The organism is Aliiroseovarius sp. D2-2, from assembly GCF_055809455.1.
In genome coordinates, this window is the sequence record NZ_CM147913.1 from 2,188,912 (window position 1) to 2,206,502 (window position 17,591).

General features: G+C 57.2%; 22 protein-coding genes. 1 reads left to right on the forward strand and 21 read right to left on the reverse strand.

All coding sequences use genetic code 11. The annotated features are described in order from the left end of the window. Position 1: 1 nt before the first annotated feature. From AC0L6A_RS10735 to AC0L6A_RS10835, 21 genes are all read right to left on the reverse strand, one after another. Complete coding sequence (locus tag AC0L6A_RS10735; RefSeq protein ID WP_473289950.1) at positions 2-961, reverse strand: DUF2163 domain-containing protein; 960 nt, start codon at positions 959-961, stop codon at positions 2-4. Continuing rightward, positions 961-1,593 carry a phage distal tail protein, Rcc01695 family gene (locus AC0L6A_RS10740; protein WP_473289951.1) on the reverse strand — a complete coding sequence of 211 codons (633 nt, stop codon included), beginning with the start codon at positions 1,591-1,593 and terminating at the stop codon, positions 961-963. The genes AC0L6A_RS10735 and AC0L6A_RS10740 overlap by 1 nt, the downstream gene beginning before the upstream one ends. Positions 1,594-1,626: 33 nt before the next feature. Beyond that, positions 1,627-2,289: a phage tail tape measure family protein gene (locus tag AC0L6A_RS10745; protein ID WP_246928699.1), complete on the reverse strand. Its 663-nt coding sequence runs from the start codon at positions 2,287-2,289 to the stop codon at positions 1,627-1,629. Further along, positions 2,289-2,507: a rcc01693 family protein gene (locus tag AC0L6A_RS10750; RefSeq protein ID WP_473289953.1), complete on the reverse strand. Its 219-nt coding sequence runs from the start codon at positions 2,505-2,507 to the stop codon at positions 2,289-2,291. The genes AC0L6A_RS10745 and AC0L6A_RS10750 overlap by 1 nt, the downstream gene beginning before the upstream one ends. Beyond that, positions 2,500-2,832 carry a gene transfer agent family protein gene (locus AC0L6A_RS10755; RefSeq protein ID WP_473289955.1) on the reverse strand — a complete coding sequence of 111 codons (333 nt, stop codon included), beginning with the start codon at positions 2,830-2,832 and terminating at the stop codon, positions 2,500-2,502. Before AC0L6A_RS10755 ends, AC0L6A_RS10750 begins: the two co-directional genes overlap by 8 nt. A 2-nt stretch (positions 2,833-2,834) precedes the next feature. After that, complete coding sequence (locus AC0L6A_RS10760) at positions 2,835-3,248, reverse strand: phage major tail protein, TP901-1 family (protein ID WP_473289957.1); 414 nt, start codon at positions 3,246-3,248, stop codon at positions 2,835-2,837. A gap of 23 nt (positions 3,249-3,271) precedes the next feature. After that, entirely contained in the window at positions 3,272-3,682 is a 411-nt protein-coding gene (locus tag AC0L6A_RS10765; RefSeq protein ID WP_246928704.1) for a DUF3168 domain-containing protein, read from the reverse strand. Next, positions 3,679-4,017, reverse strand: a complete 339-nt coding sequence (locus tag AC0L6A_RS10770) for a phage head closure protein (protein WP_473289959.1) — start codon at positions 4,015-4,017, stop codon at positions 3,679-3,681. Before AC0L6A_RS10770 ends, AC0L6A_RS10765 begins: the two co-directional genes overlap by 4 nt. Beyond that, positions 4,014-4,622, reverse strand: a complete 609-nt coding sequence (locus AC0L6A_RS10775) for a head-tail connector protein (protein WP_473289961.1) — start codon at positions 4,620-4,622, stop codon at positions 4,014-4,016. Before AC0L6A_RS10775 ends, AC0L6A_RS10770 begins: the two co-directional genes overlap by 4 nt. 164 nt (positions 4,623-4,786) lie before the next feature. After that, a complete protein-coding gene (locus AC0L6A_RS10780; protein ID WP_473289963.1) occupies positions 4,787-6,004 on the reverse strand; it encodes a phage major capsid protein in 1,218 nt (405 codons plus the stop codon). Positions 6,005-6,038: 34 nt separating this feature from the next. Next, positions 6,039-6,611, reverse strand: a complete 573-nt coding sequence (locus AC0L6A_RS10785; RefSeq protein ID WP_473289965.1) for an HK97 family phage prohead protease — start codon at positions 6,609-6,611, stop codon at positions 6,039-6,041. A 17-nt stretch (positions 6,612-6,628) separates the two neighbouring features. Beyond that, positions 6,629-7,816: a phage portal protein gene (locus AC0L6A_RS10790; RefSeq protein WP_473289967.1), complete on the reverse strand. Its 1,188-nt coding sequence runs from the start codon at positions 7,814-7,816 to the stop codon at positions 6,629-6,631. A gap of 192 nt (positions 7,817-8,008) precedes the next feature. Beyond that, the gene (locus AC0L6A_RS10795; protein WP_473293468.1) at positions 8,009-9,358 is read right to left on the reverse strand and encodes a DNA-packaging protein; all 1,350 of its coding nucleotides are present in this window, start codon (positions 9,356-9,358) and stop codon (positions 8,009-8,011) included. A 457-nt stretch (positions 9,359-9,815) separates the two neighbouring features. Beyond that, positions 9,816-10,976 carry an endolytic transglycosylase MltG gene (gene mltG / locus AC0L6A_RS10800; RefSeq protein WP_473289969.1) on the reverse strand — a complete coding sequence of 387 codons (1,161 nt, stop codon included), beginning with the start codon at positions 10,974-10,976 and terminating at the stop codon, positions 9,816-9,818. Beyond that, positions 10,976-12,238 (reverse strand): beta-ketoacyl-ACP synthase II, encoded by a 1,263-nt coding sequence (gene fabF, locus AC0L6A_RS10805; protein ID WP_473289970.1) that lies wholly within the window; start codon positions 12,236-12,238, stop codon positions 10,976-10,978. Before fabF ends, mltG begins: the two co-directional genes overlap by 1 nt. Positions 12,239-12,430: 192 nt before the next feature. Beyond that, positions 12,431-13,174 (reverse strand): 1-(5-phosphoribosyl)-5-[(5-phosphoribosylamino)methylideneamino]imidazole-4-carboxamide isomerase, encoded by a 744-nt coding sequence (locus AC0L6A_RS10810; RefSeq protein WP_473289972.1) that lies wholly within the window; start codon positions 13,172-13,174, stop codon positions 12,431-12,433. Positions 13,175-13,345: 171 nt separating this feature from the next. Further along, entirely contained in the window at positions 13,346-13,579 is a 234-nt protein-coding gene (locus tag AC0L6A_RS10815) for an acyl carrier protein (RefSeq protein WP_083100649.1), read from the reverse strand. Positions 13,580-13,786: 207 nt separating this feature from the next. After that, a complete protein-coding gene (gene fabG / locus AC0L6A_RS10820; RefSeq protein WP_473289974.1) occupies positions 13,787-14,524 on the reverse strand; it encodes a 3-oxoacyl-[acyl-carrier-protein] reductase in 738 nt (245 codons plus the stop codon). A 15-nt stretch (positions 14,525-14,539) separates the two neighbouring features. After that, a complete protein-coding gene (locus AC0L6A_RS10825; RefSeq protein WP_473289976.1) occupies positions 14,540-15,169 on the reverse strand; it encodes a COG3904 family protein in 630 nt (209 codons plus the stop codon). Positions 15,170-15,175: 6 nt separating this feature from the next. Next, on the reverse strand, positions 15,176-16,111 hold the full coding sequence (fabD, locus tag AC0L6A_RS10830) for an ACP S-malonyltransferase (protein WP_473289978.1): 936 nt from the start codon (positions 16,109-16,111) through the stop codon (positions 15,176-15,178). Between the two features lie 90 nt (positions 16,112-16,201). After that, a complete protein-coding gene (locus AC0L6A_RS10835) occupies positions 16,202-16,780 on the reverse strand; it encodes a hypothetical protein (RefSeq protein ID WP_473289980.1) in 579 nt (192 codons plus the stop codon). 451 nt (positions 16,781-17,231) lie between these two features. Here AC0L6A_RS10835 and rpsF point away from each other — a divergent pair, with 451 nt between their 5' ends. Next, on the forward strand, positions 17,232-17,588 hold the full coding sequence (gene rpsF / locus AC0L6A_RS10840; RefSeq protein ID WP_473289982.1) for a 30S ribosomal protein S6: 357 nt from the start codon (positions 17,232-17,234) through the stop codon (positions 17,586-17,588). Positions 17,589-17,591: the final 3 nt, after the last annotated feature.

Consider the following 17,591-nt stretch of genomic DNA (forward strand, 5'->3'; position numbering starts at 1 on the left):
ATCAGGCTCCGGAAAGCGGATTGAACGGGTTGTCATCATCGTCACCAAAGATCAAACCTTGAATGTCCAACGTTTCGCGCCCATCGCCACCATCATTGCGTTCATGTGGTACGGGATAGGACATCAGCCAGTCCTCACCGGGGATATCTGGGAAGCCACGAAAATTCCGGAAGTTGCTGAATTTCTTTCGACACGTTCTGGGAAGTTTGTCACAGCCCGCCTCTAACCGCACACGATCGCCGGGCAGCATGACGGCCCGCAACGCTTCCCACAATTCGATGGTCCGTGCGCCGTCTTCACCCCTGGCGTCATTTTTGATGATCCCGCTCAGCCCTTCGGCTTCACCGGTTAAAACTTCAAACCGACCGCGTACAAACCAATTCTTTGGATAAAGCGACATGTCACCGAACCGAAACACGGTCTCTTCATCGTTGCTGATAAGATCCAGCTCAACCGAGTATCCATTCTGACTTAGATTGAACCGGCACATCCCATCTCCCAACACGGCGGAACACTGTGATTGATACGCCCGCCCCTGAGGCTGATTCATCGCCTCACTCAACCCGTTCAGCTCTGCCCGGAAACCGCCCGCCTCACGCGCCAGCTCACCCACTGATCCGCGAAACCGCAGATAGCGTTGCGTGACATCTTTCCAGTTCACCAACCAGGCTTCGACATCGGCCCCATCATAGCGTCCTGCGCGAATGTCTTTTTCACTGATCGCATCAGTGGACAAAACACCCAGCGCTTCGGTGTTGTCTATCGAAAGCCCCGTGGATTGGCTTAACGCCTGAGCCGTCATTCCGGTGTCGGCCTTATAGGTCACACCCTCCATCTGGATATCCAGATCGTGATCGGTAAACCCATAGACCGCACCATCGCGTCGCGTGACCTTCCACAACCGCGCAATTGTTGTCACGCCTTCGCTGAGATGCGCCTGAAGTTCTGTAGAGACCACCATCAGACACGCACCTCGACCACAGGCACATTGGGCGCCTCACCCGCTTGGAACGACGCGACCGACGTGTGGACACGATCGGTGTCGAACCGCACAGGCACATCAAATTCGTAGCCGGCTGTAACTTCGGCCCCATCTTCCGGAGCTGTCACGAAGCTGATCAGCCCGGTTGTCAGATCGACATTAAACTGTGTCCCTTCAATCTGAGGGTCACCTTTCAGCCCAAGCTTCACCGTGCCCTCAAGCGGCTTCTGGATTGGCCTCTCATAGGTATTGGTTCCCGACCTATAGGTCTTAATCAGCTGGAAATCGGTGGTTGTACCGTCACCCCAACCGATAATCTGATCCGTATAAGCAGGCTCTGCCGAGGGCAGACTGCTTTTAAAGTCTGACCAGTCTTTCCAGCGGAACGCGTGCAACTGCCCACGGCGCGCTTCGAAGAACGCGATAAGAGTCTCCACATCATCCAAAGACCGCATTCCGATCCCCGCATCATAGCGACGGCGCGAATGCTCCCACGGGCTGTTGCGTTCTTCGAACCCGTTGGCCAGCGTCACCACCTCGGTGCGCCGTTCGGGACCCCCAACCGAGCCGAAACTCAGATTGGCCGGGAAACGAATTTCATGAAAAGACATGTGGAACCCTCCTAAGATCGGGAAAACAGGTGGTTAGCGATGACGCTGACCACGCGCCAATGCACGTTGGACATTGGCGGCAATCTGACTTTGCGACCGGCGGAAGCTTTCAACATCCGGGGTCGAGATATTCATGGTGACATTCACCGGCTGGCCGCCGCCCTGCGTGCGCACGCCAAGCCGGCCATCAGCCCCGCGGCTCAGCGGCATGATGGCTTCCGGTCCCGCCTCACCCATCAGGCCCATTCCGCCCCGCATCGGGAAGGACGTCGCCTGCGATACCACGCCCCCCTTGGCGAACGGCATGACGCGCCCTTGGGCGAAGGCGCCCCCATCGGCAAAAGGCAGAAATCCATTGGTGATGGCACCAACGCCTTGCCCAAGGATGTTTCCGAAATGGTTGGTTACAGGATTGATGGCGGCATTAAAGGCCGCATCGGTCATCGAGCGTGCAACCTCTTTCAGCGCATCTGACAGCTTCATGCCGTCGAAGGCCAAGCCTTCAAACGCACGGCGCAATCCAGATGAAATGCCCGAAGATAAAGTGCTGACATCCGCATTCAGATCCGAAACCGTCGAATGCATGCCCTTTAGCTCGAAGATGAACCCAGCGGTCATTTGCTGCGCGCCACCAAGTGCTGCTTCCAAAGCGTCGATCTGGTCTTCGAAACCGTCGATACTGTCCAATCCAGCCATCACATGCCTCTTTCGTTGGGGCCACGTGGTTCATCAGGGAACGCACGGGCAAGCTCATCGAGCCGAGATCGCAGGCACGTGGCGGGTTGCCCCTCTAGCCCGGCCATCACAGCCAATTCGATCGGGGTCAGCGCCCAGAAGTCTTCCGGGCGCAGTCCCAGTTTTCCAAGACCAAGGCGCATCAACCCCGGCCAGTCGAACCCCGTGGCATCAGCCACACGCGTCTTCCCCTGGCGTCAGGGCAAAGGCGCGTGTCAGCAGCAGGCCTGCGGCCTTTGCAGCTTCGACGGGTCCGCCTTGGATTTCGGCGGCAAGTAAGTCTTGCGAAGTGCCAGCCCAGCCACCGCCACGCAGTCCCGCGACAATCAACGCCAGAACATCCCGGCTTGAGAAAGCTCCGCTTTCAAACCGTTCGACCAGCGATACGATTGAAGCCTCTCCCAGCTGCTCTTCCAGCTCGGCCAATGCACCAAGCGTCAACTTCAACACGTGGGACGTGCCGTCGATGACCAGGGCGACCTCGCCTGTCCAGGGATTGGCCATGATCAAAGCGCCGTGAAGGTCAGTTCACCGGCCGACGCCATCGACAGCTCGTATGTCGCCTCGCCGTTATGCGAACCCGCATATTCAATCGAGGTGATCATGAACGCACCTTCAACCACGCCAAAACCGGGCACAATCACTTGGAAGTTCGGCACTTCGTTGTCAAAAAAGATCTGACGCGCCCGCTCATCTGTTGAGGCGTCTTTGAACACACCCGATCCTGAAATTGATGCGGATTTCACGCCTGCTCCGCCCAGAAGTTCACGCCATCCGCCTGTGCTTTCCAGACTGGTCACATCAACGCTTTCCGCGTTGAAGCTCAGGCGCGTGGCCCGAAGGCCTGCAATGGTCTCGAATACGCCGGTGTCGGTCATATCGAGCTTGATCAGAAGGTCTTTGCCGTTTTGCGCAGCCATAGGATCACTCCGTTTTGAAAGGTTTAATTGTCTTCAACACGTGCGCGGAAGATCAGGTCGATGCGACGCACATCCGCGTCTTCAACCCGCCGCGCCCGCGCACGATGGAAATTCAGGTAAACAAGGCTGCCGCGTGCCAGAACCAAGCTGGCATCGACCAACGAGTCGCTGACGGCAGCGGCCACCTCTTTGGCGGCCTGGAACCCGGCCGCATCCGTGACCACGCTGACCGTGACCTCGTGCAGCGCGCCATGACCGGTCTTGTCCGACCGCTCGCGCACATCCTCGGGACCAAGGCTGACATAGGTGCCTGTAATGATCCCTGCGGGGACAGCATCATAAATCGCACCGGCCACCAGTGTGGACAGGGTCACATCCGCAGCAAGCCGCTGATAGATGGCCTGTTGAAGCGAAGCTGAAACGCCATAGCTCATGCCGACACCTCCTCTTGTGCGAAACAGGTCAAGAAATGCGCGCCCGCATCCGCTTCTGTGACCGCAAGGATGCGGAAGATCCGCGAGCCATCGCGAAACCGCTGATCGGGTTTTGGACGGGACGGCGCCCCATCAGGTGCAGCGCGCACCGTGATGCGAAAGGCAATTGACGATACGGTCGCAAATCCCGCCGCACGTTCACGTCCAGAGCCGGGTTTAACCTCGGCCCAGACCTGACCCAACGCTTGCCAGTTTTGTGTGAAGCCGCCTGCACCATCTGCTGTGCGCACAGGCTCTTCCAACACCAGTTTTCGGTTTAAGACGGGCCGCTTCATGCTGCCCCCCCACCACCAAACAGGCGCACGGTGCGATAGCGTTGCAGCAGGGCCGAGATCACAGAGGGAAATTCACCTTGCCCCATTGAGCCCCCGGCATCCGCCCGGTTCTCATAGTAACTGGCCGCCAGCAGCATCACTGCTTGCCCAAGATCTGCAGGCAGGTCGGACCATGCGGCACCAAACCCGGCTTCAAACCCAATGACGGCTTGTCCGCCCACTGGGATCGCTGGCAAACAAAGGCCAGTCGACACAAGGCGCGGCCGGTGCATGTCTTGCTCCAGCGCGAAGCGGGCCGGATCAATGGTTTCAGTGCCGCCCAGACGATCATGGATCTCAAGGCTGAGGACCTGACTGACCGGACCAACCGGCAATGCTTGCGACGCAAGATCGCGCCAAGCGGTCAGGGTCCAGGTAAACTCGCGCGACAGAAGGATCTTTCCAGTGCGGGCCTCGATCGCGGCCATTGCGGCCCGAAGGTAGGTTTCCAGCACCTGATCTTGCACCCCGTCATCGGCAAACCCGGTACCCAGCCGCAGGTGGTCCTTGAATTGGGCGACCGGAATGGCCGTGCCCGGCACTGTGGTCTGCTCGACTAACATCATGGATCATCTCCGAAATTCGGGCCCCTCACGTCATGTTCAAAAGGGTGGGCGCGCGCCGTCCGTATTGCTCGGACGGAGGGGGAGCAGCTAGACAACACGGGATTGGCCGGCGCGCGCCCTGCCCCGCAACATCCGTCAGGATGTCACGGGATCAGGTTCATCTCTTAAGAGACCGAGAACTTCAGCAGCTTGATCGCAGCAAAGTCGCTTACGTCGCCGCCAACACGTTTGGTGGCATAGAACAGGACGTGTGGCTTGGCCGAGAACGGGTCACGCAGGATGCGCGTGTCGGGACGTTCTGCGATGGTGTAACCCGCAGCAAAGTCACCAAATGCGATCGAGTGGCTGTCAGCACCAATGTCGGGCATATCCTCGACGACCAGAACCGGGTAGCCAATCAAACGGGCAGGTTCGCCAGCAACGGTGGCATCCGACCACAGGAAGCGGCCATCAGCGTCTTTCAACTTGCGCACGGCACCCACAGTTTTCGAATTCATCACGAAGACCGAATTGGCACGATAATCAGCACCCAGGGCATAGATCAGGTCGAAAATCGCGTCAGCTGGGTTTGTCGCGTTGAAATCACCAGCTTCACCCGTGGCCACATAGCCCAGATCGCCCCAGCTCCAAGAGGTATTATCGACGATGGCGTGGTTCAGAATGCCCACAGGCTTTTCAACACCGTCACCATTGATGAACGCACCGCTTTCTGCGCGCGAGAATTTGTCGGCGATGCGACCAGCCAGCCAGCTTTCGATGTCAAAAGCGCTGTCGTCCAGCAAGCGTTGCGACACTTTCGGCAGGGCCGACAGCTCGTGCAGCGGGATCGAAATACGGTCGATCTGTGGGGTGCCGGTTTCAGCTGTCGAACCGGTTTCCGAAGCCCAACCGGTGATCAGGTCGCCTTGATCGATAAGCACGTCATAGGCAGTGCCTTCCACGTTTACCACATTGGCAACCGAACGCAGCGAAGCGGCGCTGTTCAGAACACCTTTGATGGTGTCAGCAGTGATCGGGTCCACAAGGTAACCACCATCAGCTGCCACGGCCGAAGACATGGCTTTGCCTTCCAGATCAATGCCGCGCAGCGCGTCATCATCACCCGAACGGACATAGGCCTCAAAAGCCTTCTGATGGGGCGCTTCCAGATCGGCAGCGGCGGAAAGGTGCGGGCGGCCCGCGATGGTGTTAGATTTGCGATCCAGCATGGTCAGTCGCTCTTCCTGTTGTTGAAGTTTAGTCGAAATGTCGTCGTGAAACTCATTGATATCACTCATAAAACCAGCCAATGCGGTCTTCACCTCGGCAGCCGGATTTGGGCCTGTAGCCAAGCCAGTGGGCGCGGCCGACTGGCCCTGAGCCTTTGTCTCTTTCTTGCTCATAATTGGGTCCTTTTCAGGGGTTCAGATCGCTGGCTCAGGCTTTACGGGCCAGCATCAGGCGTGCATCCTCAATGGTCGCAGCCAGTTCACGCAGAGTGGTATTCTGAGCAATTGACGTGTCGTCTTTTGCCCCCACCCGCGCCGTTGGAAGCATTGGGAACGTGACAAGCGACACCTCCCACAGCTCCAATTCAGTCAAAAGCCGTTGGCCTTGTTGTGTCTTTGTGGATTTCTTGGTGCGATACCCGATGGACAGCCCGTCAATCGCACCGGCTTCAATCAGTGCCGCCGCTTCGCGACCTTTTTCAACGTCACCCAGAATGCGGCCTTTGACGTAAAGACCTTTTGCATCCTCACGCACCTCGTCCCACACCCCAATGGGCTGTGCCGGGTCGTGCTGCCACAGCATCTTGACGCCGCGTCCCTTGGCCTTGAGGTCATCCAAAGACTTGGCATAGGCGCCACGGGCCACGATATCGCCGCCATTGTCCACCTGCTCAAAGAAGCTGGCATAACCGTCGATTTGAATGCCCTCGGCGGTTTGAACCGTCTCACCAAGTTTGACAAACTTGTGCTCCAGTCCGAAATCGGTGTGATAATCACCCATAATATCGCCCTTTCTCATTAATCTTGTGCCAGTGGCGGCAGGCCCAGAAGGCTGCGCTTTTCCGCATCCGACAGGAATGATGCCTCGGCCACGCGGGTCCATTGCTGATCGCGTTCCGCAGCCAAAGCGGGCACTTGGTCTAGATCCGGTTTCAACTTCACCGCCTCGCCCGAGTACCCCGCCAACCAGTGGCCAACACTGGCAGCCACGCGGCTGACAAGTGGCACAACGGTCAGGCGATAAAACGCACGGCTGGCCTCTTGGTAGTTGGCGTAAGTGGCGTCACCTGGAATGCCGATCAGCATAGGCGGCACCCCAAAGGCCTGCGCGATCTCACGCGCCGCGGCTTCTTTGGTTTTCTGGAATTCCATGTCCGAGGGGCTAAACCCCATCGGCTTCCAATCCAGCCCGCCTTCAAGCAACATCGGTCGCCCTGCGTTGCGCGCCCCAACATGGTGGCTTTCCATCTCGGACAGCAGCCGGTCATATTGATCTGCGCTCAGCTGCGCCTGCCCATCAGCACCTTTGTAAACAATCGCACCTGAAGGGCGTGCCGCATTGTCCAAAAGCGCTTTGGACCAGCGACTTGCAGCGTTGTGGACATCAATCGCTGTCGCGGCCGCCTGCAACGGGGACAGGCCATAATGGTCGTCCTGCGGGTGGAAGGCTTTCACGTGACAAATCGGGGAAGCACCCTCACCGACATTGAAACGGTGTTTGCGTGCGCCCACCGTATAGTCATAGGCGACCGGCCAGCCATCCGCGCCGGGCACCAGTGCCATTCGGTCTGAACGCAGCACATGAAGCTCTTTTGGGGCGCCATCTTCGCCGGGTACCGCTTCAAGATAGCCGTTCCCCGTCAACAGAAGCTGACCAAAGAAGGCCTCGAACAACTCTGCGCGGCCCTGCGCGGCATTCGGACGTGCCAGAAGGTCCAAAAGCGGGTGAATATCATAGCGTTGCTGGTCATCTTGCAAAACCAAAGGCAGCGCGCTGGCAGCTTCTGCGATCAGTTTGACCGAGCGAAAGCCGACCGGGTTGGCCGAAAAGCCGCTGCGGGTCAGGCTAACCGTGTCACGCGGGCTCCAGGCCACGCGGCCCGAATTGCCATACGCGATGACAGGCCCTGTGGCTGATGCCTTTGCTTCGCCGGGCATCTCTGCCTTCGCGTCATCTGCGCCTCGCTTGAGAAAATCAAATACCATGCGCCTTGGCTCCTTGGTTTCGGTTCTCCGGCTGGCACCGGGCAAACCTTCCTTGTCCGGGTGCACGTGGTCGCACATCCCGAGCGGTCAATCTCGTCATCAGGTGATCAGGTCAGGGCCCGTTTGCCGGGTGGGCTATTGGGCCCCGCCTTTCGATGTTTTGCACTTTGCCATTGAGGGTTAAAAAACTCTTTAACCAAGCGTGCGCACTTGCGGGCGGCGATAGGATGCAACGGGCTCGATGATCAGCTCATGCAGGGCCCAAACCAGCGCATCAACGCGGTCAGGACTGCCTTTGCCTTCAAAACCCTTGTTGGTCATTCGGCACATCTGATCTTCCAGCTGTGCCATCCCACCCGCATGGGATACCCGCCCCTGTTCGTACAGAGCCGCCACAGGCTCGGCCCGTGCATGTTTCCCTCGGGTGGCGCGCACCGCCTTATAAGCGACGGTCGCGTCGATCTGGCGGATAACGCTTTCCACAAGGTCGCCGCCTTGGTTGACCTCAGCCACCAAACGGTCCGCTTTGTGCCGCTCCATCGCCGCCAACGCGGCTTCGGCCCATTCCGACGGGCTGGCGGCCGAGACACTGGCATCCTCCAGCACCACAGCTTTCCAATCGCCCGGCGGTCCTTTGGCGAAGATACCAGCCACAACAATCCCGCATTCGTCCGAGCCTTTATGACCCGTCACAGGCGGATCGACCGCAACCACAATCCGATCAAGCACGGGCGTTTCCGACCCCAAACGGTGCTTGTCCAGCATCGCCATGGTCCACAGCGCGCCCTCCGTATCTTCCAAAAGCACGCCGTCCAGCTCTTGCCGTCCAAGTCGCGTGTCGGCATAGCGCGTGCGCACCTCGTCCAGAAAGCTTTTCGCCAGATAGGCACGGTTGGCTTCTGTCGGCGCGTGGGTTGTCACGGTCGAAGGGTTCTTCAGGATTTGCTTCAACACCCCCACATTGCGCGGCGTTGTGGTCACGCATTGACGCGGAAGAGTACCAAGGCGCAAACCGAACTGCAGCATGTCCCACGTTTCCTCGGCCTTTTTCCACTTGGCCAACTCGTCCACCCAAGCCGCATCGAACTGCGGGCCTCGCAAGCTTTCTGGTTCATAGGCTGAAAAGACCTGTGCAATCGCCCCATTGGGCCAGACAAGCCGTCTGCGGCCAGCCTCCCATGTGGGACGACGGTCAGGCGGTGAACACGCAAGTATGCCGCTTTCGCCAAACACCATCACCTCGCGCACCTGATCAATGGTTTCGCCCACCAAGGCCACCCGACGCGAGCGGCCGGGGTCCAATGGCCCCGCCCCCTCGACCTCTGCGCGCACCCATTCGGACCCGGCGCGGGTTTTCCCCGCGCCACGCCCGCCCATGATCACCCATGTGCGCCAATCCCCCTCGGGCGGCAATTGGTGATCCAAAGCCCAGAACTCAAACAGATACGGAAGCGCCATCAGCGCACCGTCACTCAGATCGTTCAGGAAGCCTTCGCGCTCATCTTGCGTCGCGCAGGCAAGCCAATCGGCGCCCGACTTCATCTCGGGCCTGAGCAAGGTTGAGCTCTGATGCTCGTCCCCCGCCAAAGTCGGTTTTACCACTTTGTTCAAGACGTTTCCTTTCCTCAAATACCGTTTGCATGGCGCGGCGCACTTCCGTCATGGCTTTCGCCAATTCAGGTGTGGTTTCGCACCCAGCTGTTTCTGCCGCCGACAACTGGCGATCCAACTCTTTCAAAACACGTAGAAAAAACGAGTCCGCGATCTTTAGGTAATCCTCCGAAGCCGCGTCCTTCCCCAAGGGCGTGATAATTGTCATGTTTTTTGTTGTTGCCTCTCATGCTCTTGTCCGCACAAGCGACATGAAAAAACGGCCCCAGGCAGGTGCCCAAGGCCGTGAATTCACGTCTTCTAGCGTATGTCAGAGACTACATTGGACCGTGCGATCGGTCAAAACGCACCGCACGGGGACCGCGCGCCAAAGTCACAATTTGGAAACCTATTGATTGGCGCGTTCTGCCTCGATCTTGCGCCACTCCGCCACATTGGTGTTGTGCTGGGCAAGCGTTTCGGCAAAGGCGTGACCACCCGTTCCGTCTGCTACGAAGAACAGATAAGGCGTGCTGTCCGGGTTCAAAGCGGCTTCGATCGCAGCCCGGCCCGGATTGGCAATCGGTGTGGGTGGCAAAGCATCAATCACATAAGTGTTGTAAGGCGTTTCCTTACGCAATTCGCTTTGGCGCAAACCACGGCCAAGACTGCCCTGCCCCTTGGTGATCCCGTAAATCACTGTTGGGTCCGTTTGCAGGCGCATGCTCTTGTTCAATCGGTTCACAAAGACGCTGGCAACCTGACGGCGCTCTTCCGCCAAGCCCGTTTCTTTTTCCACAATCGACGCCATAACCAACGCTTCATCGGCATTGGCATAAGGCAAATCTGACGCCCGCGCATTCCAAGCGTCCGCAAGAATCTCAACCTGAGCGTCCTGCATTTTCGCTATCAGACCCGCCCGATCGGAATCCAGCTTCACCTCATAGCTGTCCGGCGCAAGGCTACCTTCCGCAGGGATGCTTGGCACCTCACCCGACAGGAAATCAGCCCGGCTCAGGCTGTCCACAACTTGCCAGCTGGTCACACCTTCCGCCAAAGCAATTCGAAACCGTGTATCACTTTCGGCACGTTTTTCGACGTACGCGGCCGGGGCGTCGCCCTCAAGCTCAGCAGGTTTGAACTCTGCAGTGATCTCATAGTCCTGCGTTGCTGGGTCCAGCTCGCGGACTTGCATGACGGCCGCCAAAATGCCCACACGATACAGAATTTCTGTGCCGCAGGTCGACGCGCCACCACGCGTGACAACGTCCACGATCTCATCCATCGACGCACCTTCCTGAACCAGGAAAGATCCCGCTTTCAATGCGCTGGATTTGTCAGAGTATTCGACGCCAATTCGGAAGATCGATGCGTTCGAGATCGCCCCCTGCGCCTCAAGATTGTCCGCAACCCGCCCAAACGAGCTTCCACGCTCGACCCGCAAGCAGATCGTTTCTGTCAGCGGGCCTTCAGCTGTGTACTGTTTTTTGCCCCATGCAATCACACCGACAACGACGATCAGGCCGACGATGAACAGACTCAGCGCGTTCGAAGCGATATTGCGCCACATCAGTCAGCAACCTTACCCAAAACAAGGCTCGCATTTGTACCGCCAAAGCCGAAGCTGTTGGACAGTGTAATGTTGATCTCGCGCGGCTCGGCCTTGTTTGCAGCCAGCGACAGACGCGGCGCGATGGCCGGGTTATCAAGGTTGATGGTCGGCGGCGCGATTTGATCGCGAAGGGCAAGCACGCAGAAGATGGCTTCGACTGCGCCTGCAGCACCCAAAAGGTGGCCGATAGAAGACTTGGTCGAGGACATAGTGGCCGTGTCAGCCGCATCACCCAACAGGCGTTCCACAGCACCCAATTCCACCGTATCCGCCATGGTCGATGTACCGTGCGCGTTGATATAGTCAATCTGCGACGGCTCCAGCCCAGCTTTGCCAAGCGCGGCCTGCATCGCACGGAAGCCACCGTCGCCATCCTCGGACGGCGCTGTGATGTGATAAGCATCGCCCGACAGGCCATAGCCAAGAACTTCGGCATAGATTTTCGCACCACGCGCTTTGGCGTGTTCATATTCTTCCAGAACCACAATGCCAGCGCCCTCGCCCATCACGAACCCATCGCGGTCTTCGTCATAGGGGCGGCTTGCGGCTTGCGGGTCATCTTCGCGCTTCGTGGACAGGGCTTTACAGGCGTTAAAGCCCGCGATGCCAAGTTCGCAGATGGCCGCTTCAGCGCCCCCTGCAACCATCACATCCGCATCACCTGTTTGGATCAGGCGGCTGGCGTCTCCAATGGCATGTGCGCCAGTGGAACAGGCCGTCACGACCGAGTGGTTCGGCCCCTTAAAGCCGAACTTGATCGAGACCTGCCCCGAAATCAGGTTGATCAGCGACCCCGGAATGAAGAACGGCGACACGCGACGCGGTCCACGTTCGTTCAGCAGGATCGAGGTGTCAGCAATGGTCGACAGCCCCCCAATACCCGATCCGATCATCACACCCGTGCGCAGCTGGCCTTCTTCGTCTTCAGGCAACCAATTGGCGTCTTTCACAGCCATTTCGGCAGCGGCAAGACCATAGAGAATGAAATCATCGACTTTCCGGCGTTCTTTCGGCGCCATCCAATCATCTGGGTTGAAGGTTCCATCTGAACCATCGCCCAAAGGCACTTCGCAGGCGTATTTTGTGGTTACGCGCGAAGCGTCAAACTTTTGGATCGGGCCAGCGCCCGATTGTCCATCCAGAATGCGTTTCCATGTTTCCTCAACGCCGCATGCCAGCGGAGAAACCATACCCAATCCTGTTACAACCACTCGACGCATTCTGTTGCCCTTTCTCAGGTTTTCAAATGTCTCGGCGGTGATAGCGCGCCTAGGTATGATGGGGCAAGCCGAATCCGATCACAGGTGGATGCCCGCCTATGATCTTGAAACAACCTCACACCAGAGATTGTTGGCCAGGGGCAGGCTAAAACCTGTTTCCTTCTCTGGCCAACAGATCCGTTTCGCAAAGTATCAGATGAACTTTGCTTTTGGTTCTGGTGTGGGGCGCGCGACGGCCAAAGCCTCGCTCAAATCCACATTTTTTGAAAACAAAGCCCGCCCAATCAGGGTGACCGCAATATTCGGCACATATTTCAGACGCGCTACATCGTCCAATTCATGTACCGTACCGGCTGCAATAACCTGATGCTTCGTTTCGCCCGCAAGTGAACTAAGAAGCCCCAATTGCGCGTCAGGTTGCTCGATATTGCTGTCGATATCGGTGATCAGCACACTTGCCAACGGTACATCCGCATAGGACACAAGGAAGCTTTCCGGGGACATTGCAACAGGATTTCGCCACCCGTCGGTCATCAGTTTCCCCTGCCAAACATCTGCGGCCAGAACGATTTGGTCGGGATACCGGTTGGCAAGCTCTTTCACCATGGCTGGATCACGCGCGGCCACGGTTCCCAGAACAACACGTCCTGCGCCTTTCTCAATCCAGATTTCAACCATGTCACGGGTACGGATCCCGCCTGCGACCTGCACCGAGCACCCGGCCGATTTAATTATCGTCTCGATCAACTCGGCATTGTCGCCTTCACCGGCCACGGCATCAAAATCGGTCACATGGATCCACTCGGCACCTGCGTCGGCAAATCCTTGTGCAGTTTCCACGGGATCGACATGCCAAATTGATGGCTCTTCAAGGCGGCCACGGTGCAACGTCACACAACGACCGTTCTGCAATTCAAGTGTTGGGTAGATAATCATGGAGCGTTTCCTTCGCCAAACCTTTGATGGTTTAGTGAAGTTTAACACAACCTAGCATGAGCGCTTAAATTCGGCTCAATTCGCACCGAAAACGGCGACAAAGCCAAATTCCATAAAAAAAGCGGCCCACCCGATGGTAGGCCGCTTTAGAAACTCTTGCGTCCTGATGAATCAGGAAGCTTCTGTGATGAATTTCACAGCGTCGCCGAAAGTCTGAATGGTTTCGGCAGCGTCGTCAGGAATTTCAATTCCAAACTCTTCTTCGAAAGCCATAACCAGCTCTACGGTGTCCAGGCTGTCGGCGCCCAGGTCGTCGATGAACGAGGCGGTCTCGGTGACCTTGTCCTCTTCAACACCCAAGTGCTCAACTACGATCTTTTTCACGCGATCTGCGACGTCGCTCATGATAAATCCTCACGTTAGTTCAGGGCATAGCCCTTTTCGTTTGACCCGATCCGGGCCGTTAAGTTTCCAGCGCGTAACGCCGAAACCCCCACCTAATTTAGGCTGTCGGGGTAAACCTGCGCCGCCTATAGCACATCGCATAAGATAGGCAAACGCTTTCGCGGTGCAAGGGCACGGTCATTTTTCCGCCGACCCTGCCCTGCGCCGCTACAGCATCGCCATTCCGCCATTCACGTGAATGGTGGCTCCGGTGGTGTATCCTGCTTCATTTGAAGCCAGATACAGAACTGCTGCTGCGATTTCTTCAGGGGATCCCATGCGGCCAGCCGGGATTTGGGCCAACGTTCCGGATTTCTGATCATCTGTCAGTTTTTCCGTCATCGCAGTGCCAATAAAGCCGGGCGCAATGCAGTTTGCGGTGATGCCACGGCTGGCAACTTCATATGCGATAGACTTGGTCAGACCAACCATGCCCGCCTTGGAGGCCGCGTAGTTCACCTGCCCGGGGTTGCCAGTTGACCCGACAATCGAGCCAATGTTGACGATCCGGCCCCAACGCGCCTTCATCATCGGGCGCATCACACCACGGCACAGGCGCATGGTCGACGTCAGATTGACGTTGATCACATCATTCCAATCATCATCCGACAGACGCATGAACAGCTGGTCGCGTGTGATACCCGCGTTGTTGACCAGAATATCAACCGATCCCATGGCTTCGACCGCCTGTTTCGGCAGCGCATCAACGGCTTCCGCATCGGACAAGTTACACGGCAGAACATGCGCGCGATCACCCAATTCGGCAGCTAGCGCCTCCAACGGTTCAACCCGAGTGCCCGACAGCGCTACGGTTGCACCAGCGCTATGCAACGCTTTTGCAATCGCACCACCAATACCGCCCGAAGCGCCCGTTACGAGTGCGTTTTTACCTGTAAGATCAAACATTTGCTCTCCTGTATCCTACTGCGCTTTGCGCATCGGTTCGGTCAATAGACCATATTTTTCGATTTCCTGCCGCGTCATGACATGGATGTCATCTGCAGGGGCTGCCTCGATGGTAAACCAATAGAAGGCATCATCGCCAAGCATCTTCTCGATATAGGCGCGATTGGCCTCGTGTTCAGGGGCATCCCTTGGATATTCAATCGCTTCCTTCATGCCATCCGACCAAGAATGCACGCCAATCTCGGCCCCTTCGGTGGCGACGCGTTTTACACCTGCAAGGAACAGGTCAACACCGCCCGAGTAGATCTTGCTGGTCGCCAAAAGCTCTGTGTTCAAACCAAGTTCCCGCACGCGATATGCCAGCGGAATCATGGTGTCATCATCAAGCGATCCCGGCACATCAACCTCTCGAAGGGTTTTGATGTTTGGGTTGGCCGATATGATATTTTCAAACTGATCCAAGGTCTTAGAGTTGATTTCGCCGTTCATGATCAGAACGTCACCTTCAACCTGAAACTTGGTGGTCTCGATTTGGTTCAAAGCCATGACGGTCGCGACCTCGCCAAGCGGGGTCGTGCAGGCAAGCCCCACAGCCAGAACCGCGATGCCGCCAGCACCATAAAGAAGTCGTCTAAGGCTGATCATTTGGACTTAACCCGCTTCGATCGCAGCTTTAACATCCTCTGGCGTCCCAATCGCACGGGTTGCGACCGACTTGTCGATCCGCTTGATCATGCCAGACAGGGCTTTACCTGCGCCGATCTCCCAGATCTCGGTCACACCATGCTCGGCCATCCAAGCGACGCTTTCGCGCCAGCGCACCGATCCAGTGACCTGCTCGACCAACAAAGATCGGATAACAGCCGGGTCAGAGATTTCGACCGCACGCACGTTGGCAACCAGCGGAACAACCGGGCGATTCATTTCAACATGCGCCAAAGCTTCAGCCATGACTTCGGCAGCAGGTTCCATCAAAGCGCAATGGAATGGAGCACTTACGGGCAACAGAACCGCACGACGCGCGCCTTTGCCTTTGGCAATCTCAACCGCACGCTCAACAGCTTCTTTGTGGCCGGAAACCACAACCTGAGCCGGATCATTGTCATTTGCCGCTTGGCAGATCTGATCATGTGCCGCCTCAGATGCAACGTCAGCAGCCGTGTCAAAATCCAGCCCCAAAATAGCAGCCATAGCGCCCACACCAACCGGCACGGCGTCTTGCATGGCTTTCCCGCGCGTTCGCAAAAGACGTGCTGTATCTGCGACAGACAATGCCCCAGCCGCGGCCAGCGCCGAGTATTCGCCCAGCGAATGTCCCGCAACAAAGGATGCGGCTTCGATGGTGACGCCTTCCGCCTCCAACGCACGCATGGTGGCCAGTGATGTCGCCATCAATGCAGGTTGGGCATTTTGTGTGAGGGTCAGTTGGTCTTGTTCGCCTTCCCAAATCAACGTGGAAAGCTTTTCACCCAGTGCTTCATCAACTTCGTCGAAGACAGCTTTTGCGGTGGGATATGCATCTGCGAGGGCTTTCCCCATCCCGATGCTTTGGGCTCCCTGTCCGGGAAATACGAATGCGCGGCTCATGCACCCTCCTCTTTATGCCATTGGCGTTAGGGAATGGGATACCCCGCGACGGGGCGCTGTGCAAACTGTTTGGGGGTGATCCCTTGCGGATCAGGCCGCCTGAAAGGCCAGGCCGGGTCCAGCAACGGAATATCTAGACGCTTTGCGGCTTTCAAAGCTCGGCAACGGAAGGCCACCACGGTCATTTTTCAGATCGCGCAGTAGGCGCTCACGGATAGGACGCAGCAGAATTTCGGGACCTTTCAGAACCTCGACAGCCGTCATATTCTCTTCGCCATCATCGAGACGCAGATACAATGTGGCCATAGTGGCGTCGCGATCTGCCCCTGCACGATCGTCAGAGGATAGCAAAAGACCTTTCACGTCTTCGAAAGGAACAGATGTTTCGGCTTCGAAAGCGTTGTTGTCTACGATCCGCCCGCGACGAATGGTGCGGTTATACAGATCAACTTGTGTAACAGACGCCCCACGGTCCCTACCAAAAAGGAAAAGCAAGCCACCCAAACCGATGAACAGGCAGGTCAACCCAAGCTTCATAGTCAGAAGAACCGCATCCCCCATTCCAGGCGCGTTTGGCACAACCCATAGACCGATGGACGAAATGACCAGTGCTACCCCAAGGATCCGGCTAAAGGCCCGCGTGATCGAATCCCCAGATTTCCCGTTCATCTGATCATTCAAAGAATATCCCCACTGAGCAGGGCTCAGTAAAACAGGTTGCGCCGAACTTGATGTTTCCGCGCCAGACTTAGGAAGAGGTGATACCATCGTCATGGGACAATACTTTCTTTTTAGTAAGGGCAGCTCGGACAAAAGCAGCTCGTCCGGACCAATAATTCTCGCCCAGTTCAGGGCAGTTAACTATTGATCCACCTGAAGTGTGACGGAAATTGGGCGTCACATGGGTCAATACAGGGCCATAATTTGCGCAAACTGTTGCCAACCCCCTTTTTTGCGCCCCACCAAAAGGCCCTTTAAGCGCCTTGCGCAGTCCGGCCAAGCGTGTATAAGGCACCTTCCTTTCCGTAAGTGAATGAACCGCGTTGCCTCTCGTGGATGGGTCGCGGAAAGGTTTTGGCCCATTCTTTGAAGCGCGCTTGAAAATAGAACTGGAGTTCACATGCCACTGTACGAGCATGTCTTCATCTCGCGTCAGGATCTTTCCAACACGCAAGCTGAGAACCTCATCGAACATTTTGGCACCGTACTGGGTGACAACGGCGGTAAAGTCGTTGACAGCGAGTACTGGGGCGTCAAGACGATGGCTTACAAGATCAACAAGAACCGCAAAGGCCACTACGCCTTCCTGAAGTCCGACGCTCCGTCGGTCGCCATTCAGGAAATGGAACGCCTGATGCGCCTGCATGACGATGTGATGCGCGTTCTGACGATCAAAGTCGACGATCACGCCGAAGGCCCGTCGGTCCAAATGCAAAAACGTGACGAACGCGGCGACCGCCGTGGCCGTGACCGTTAATCG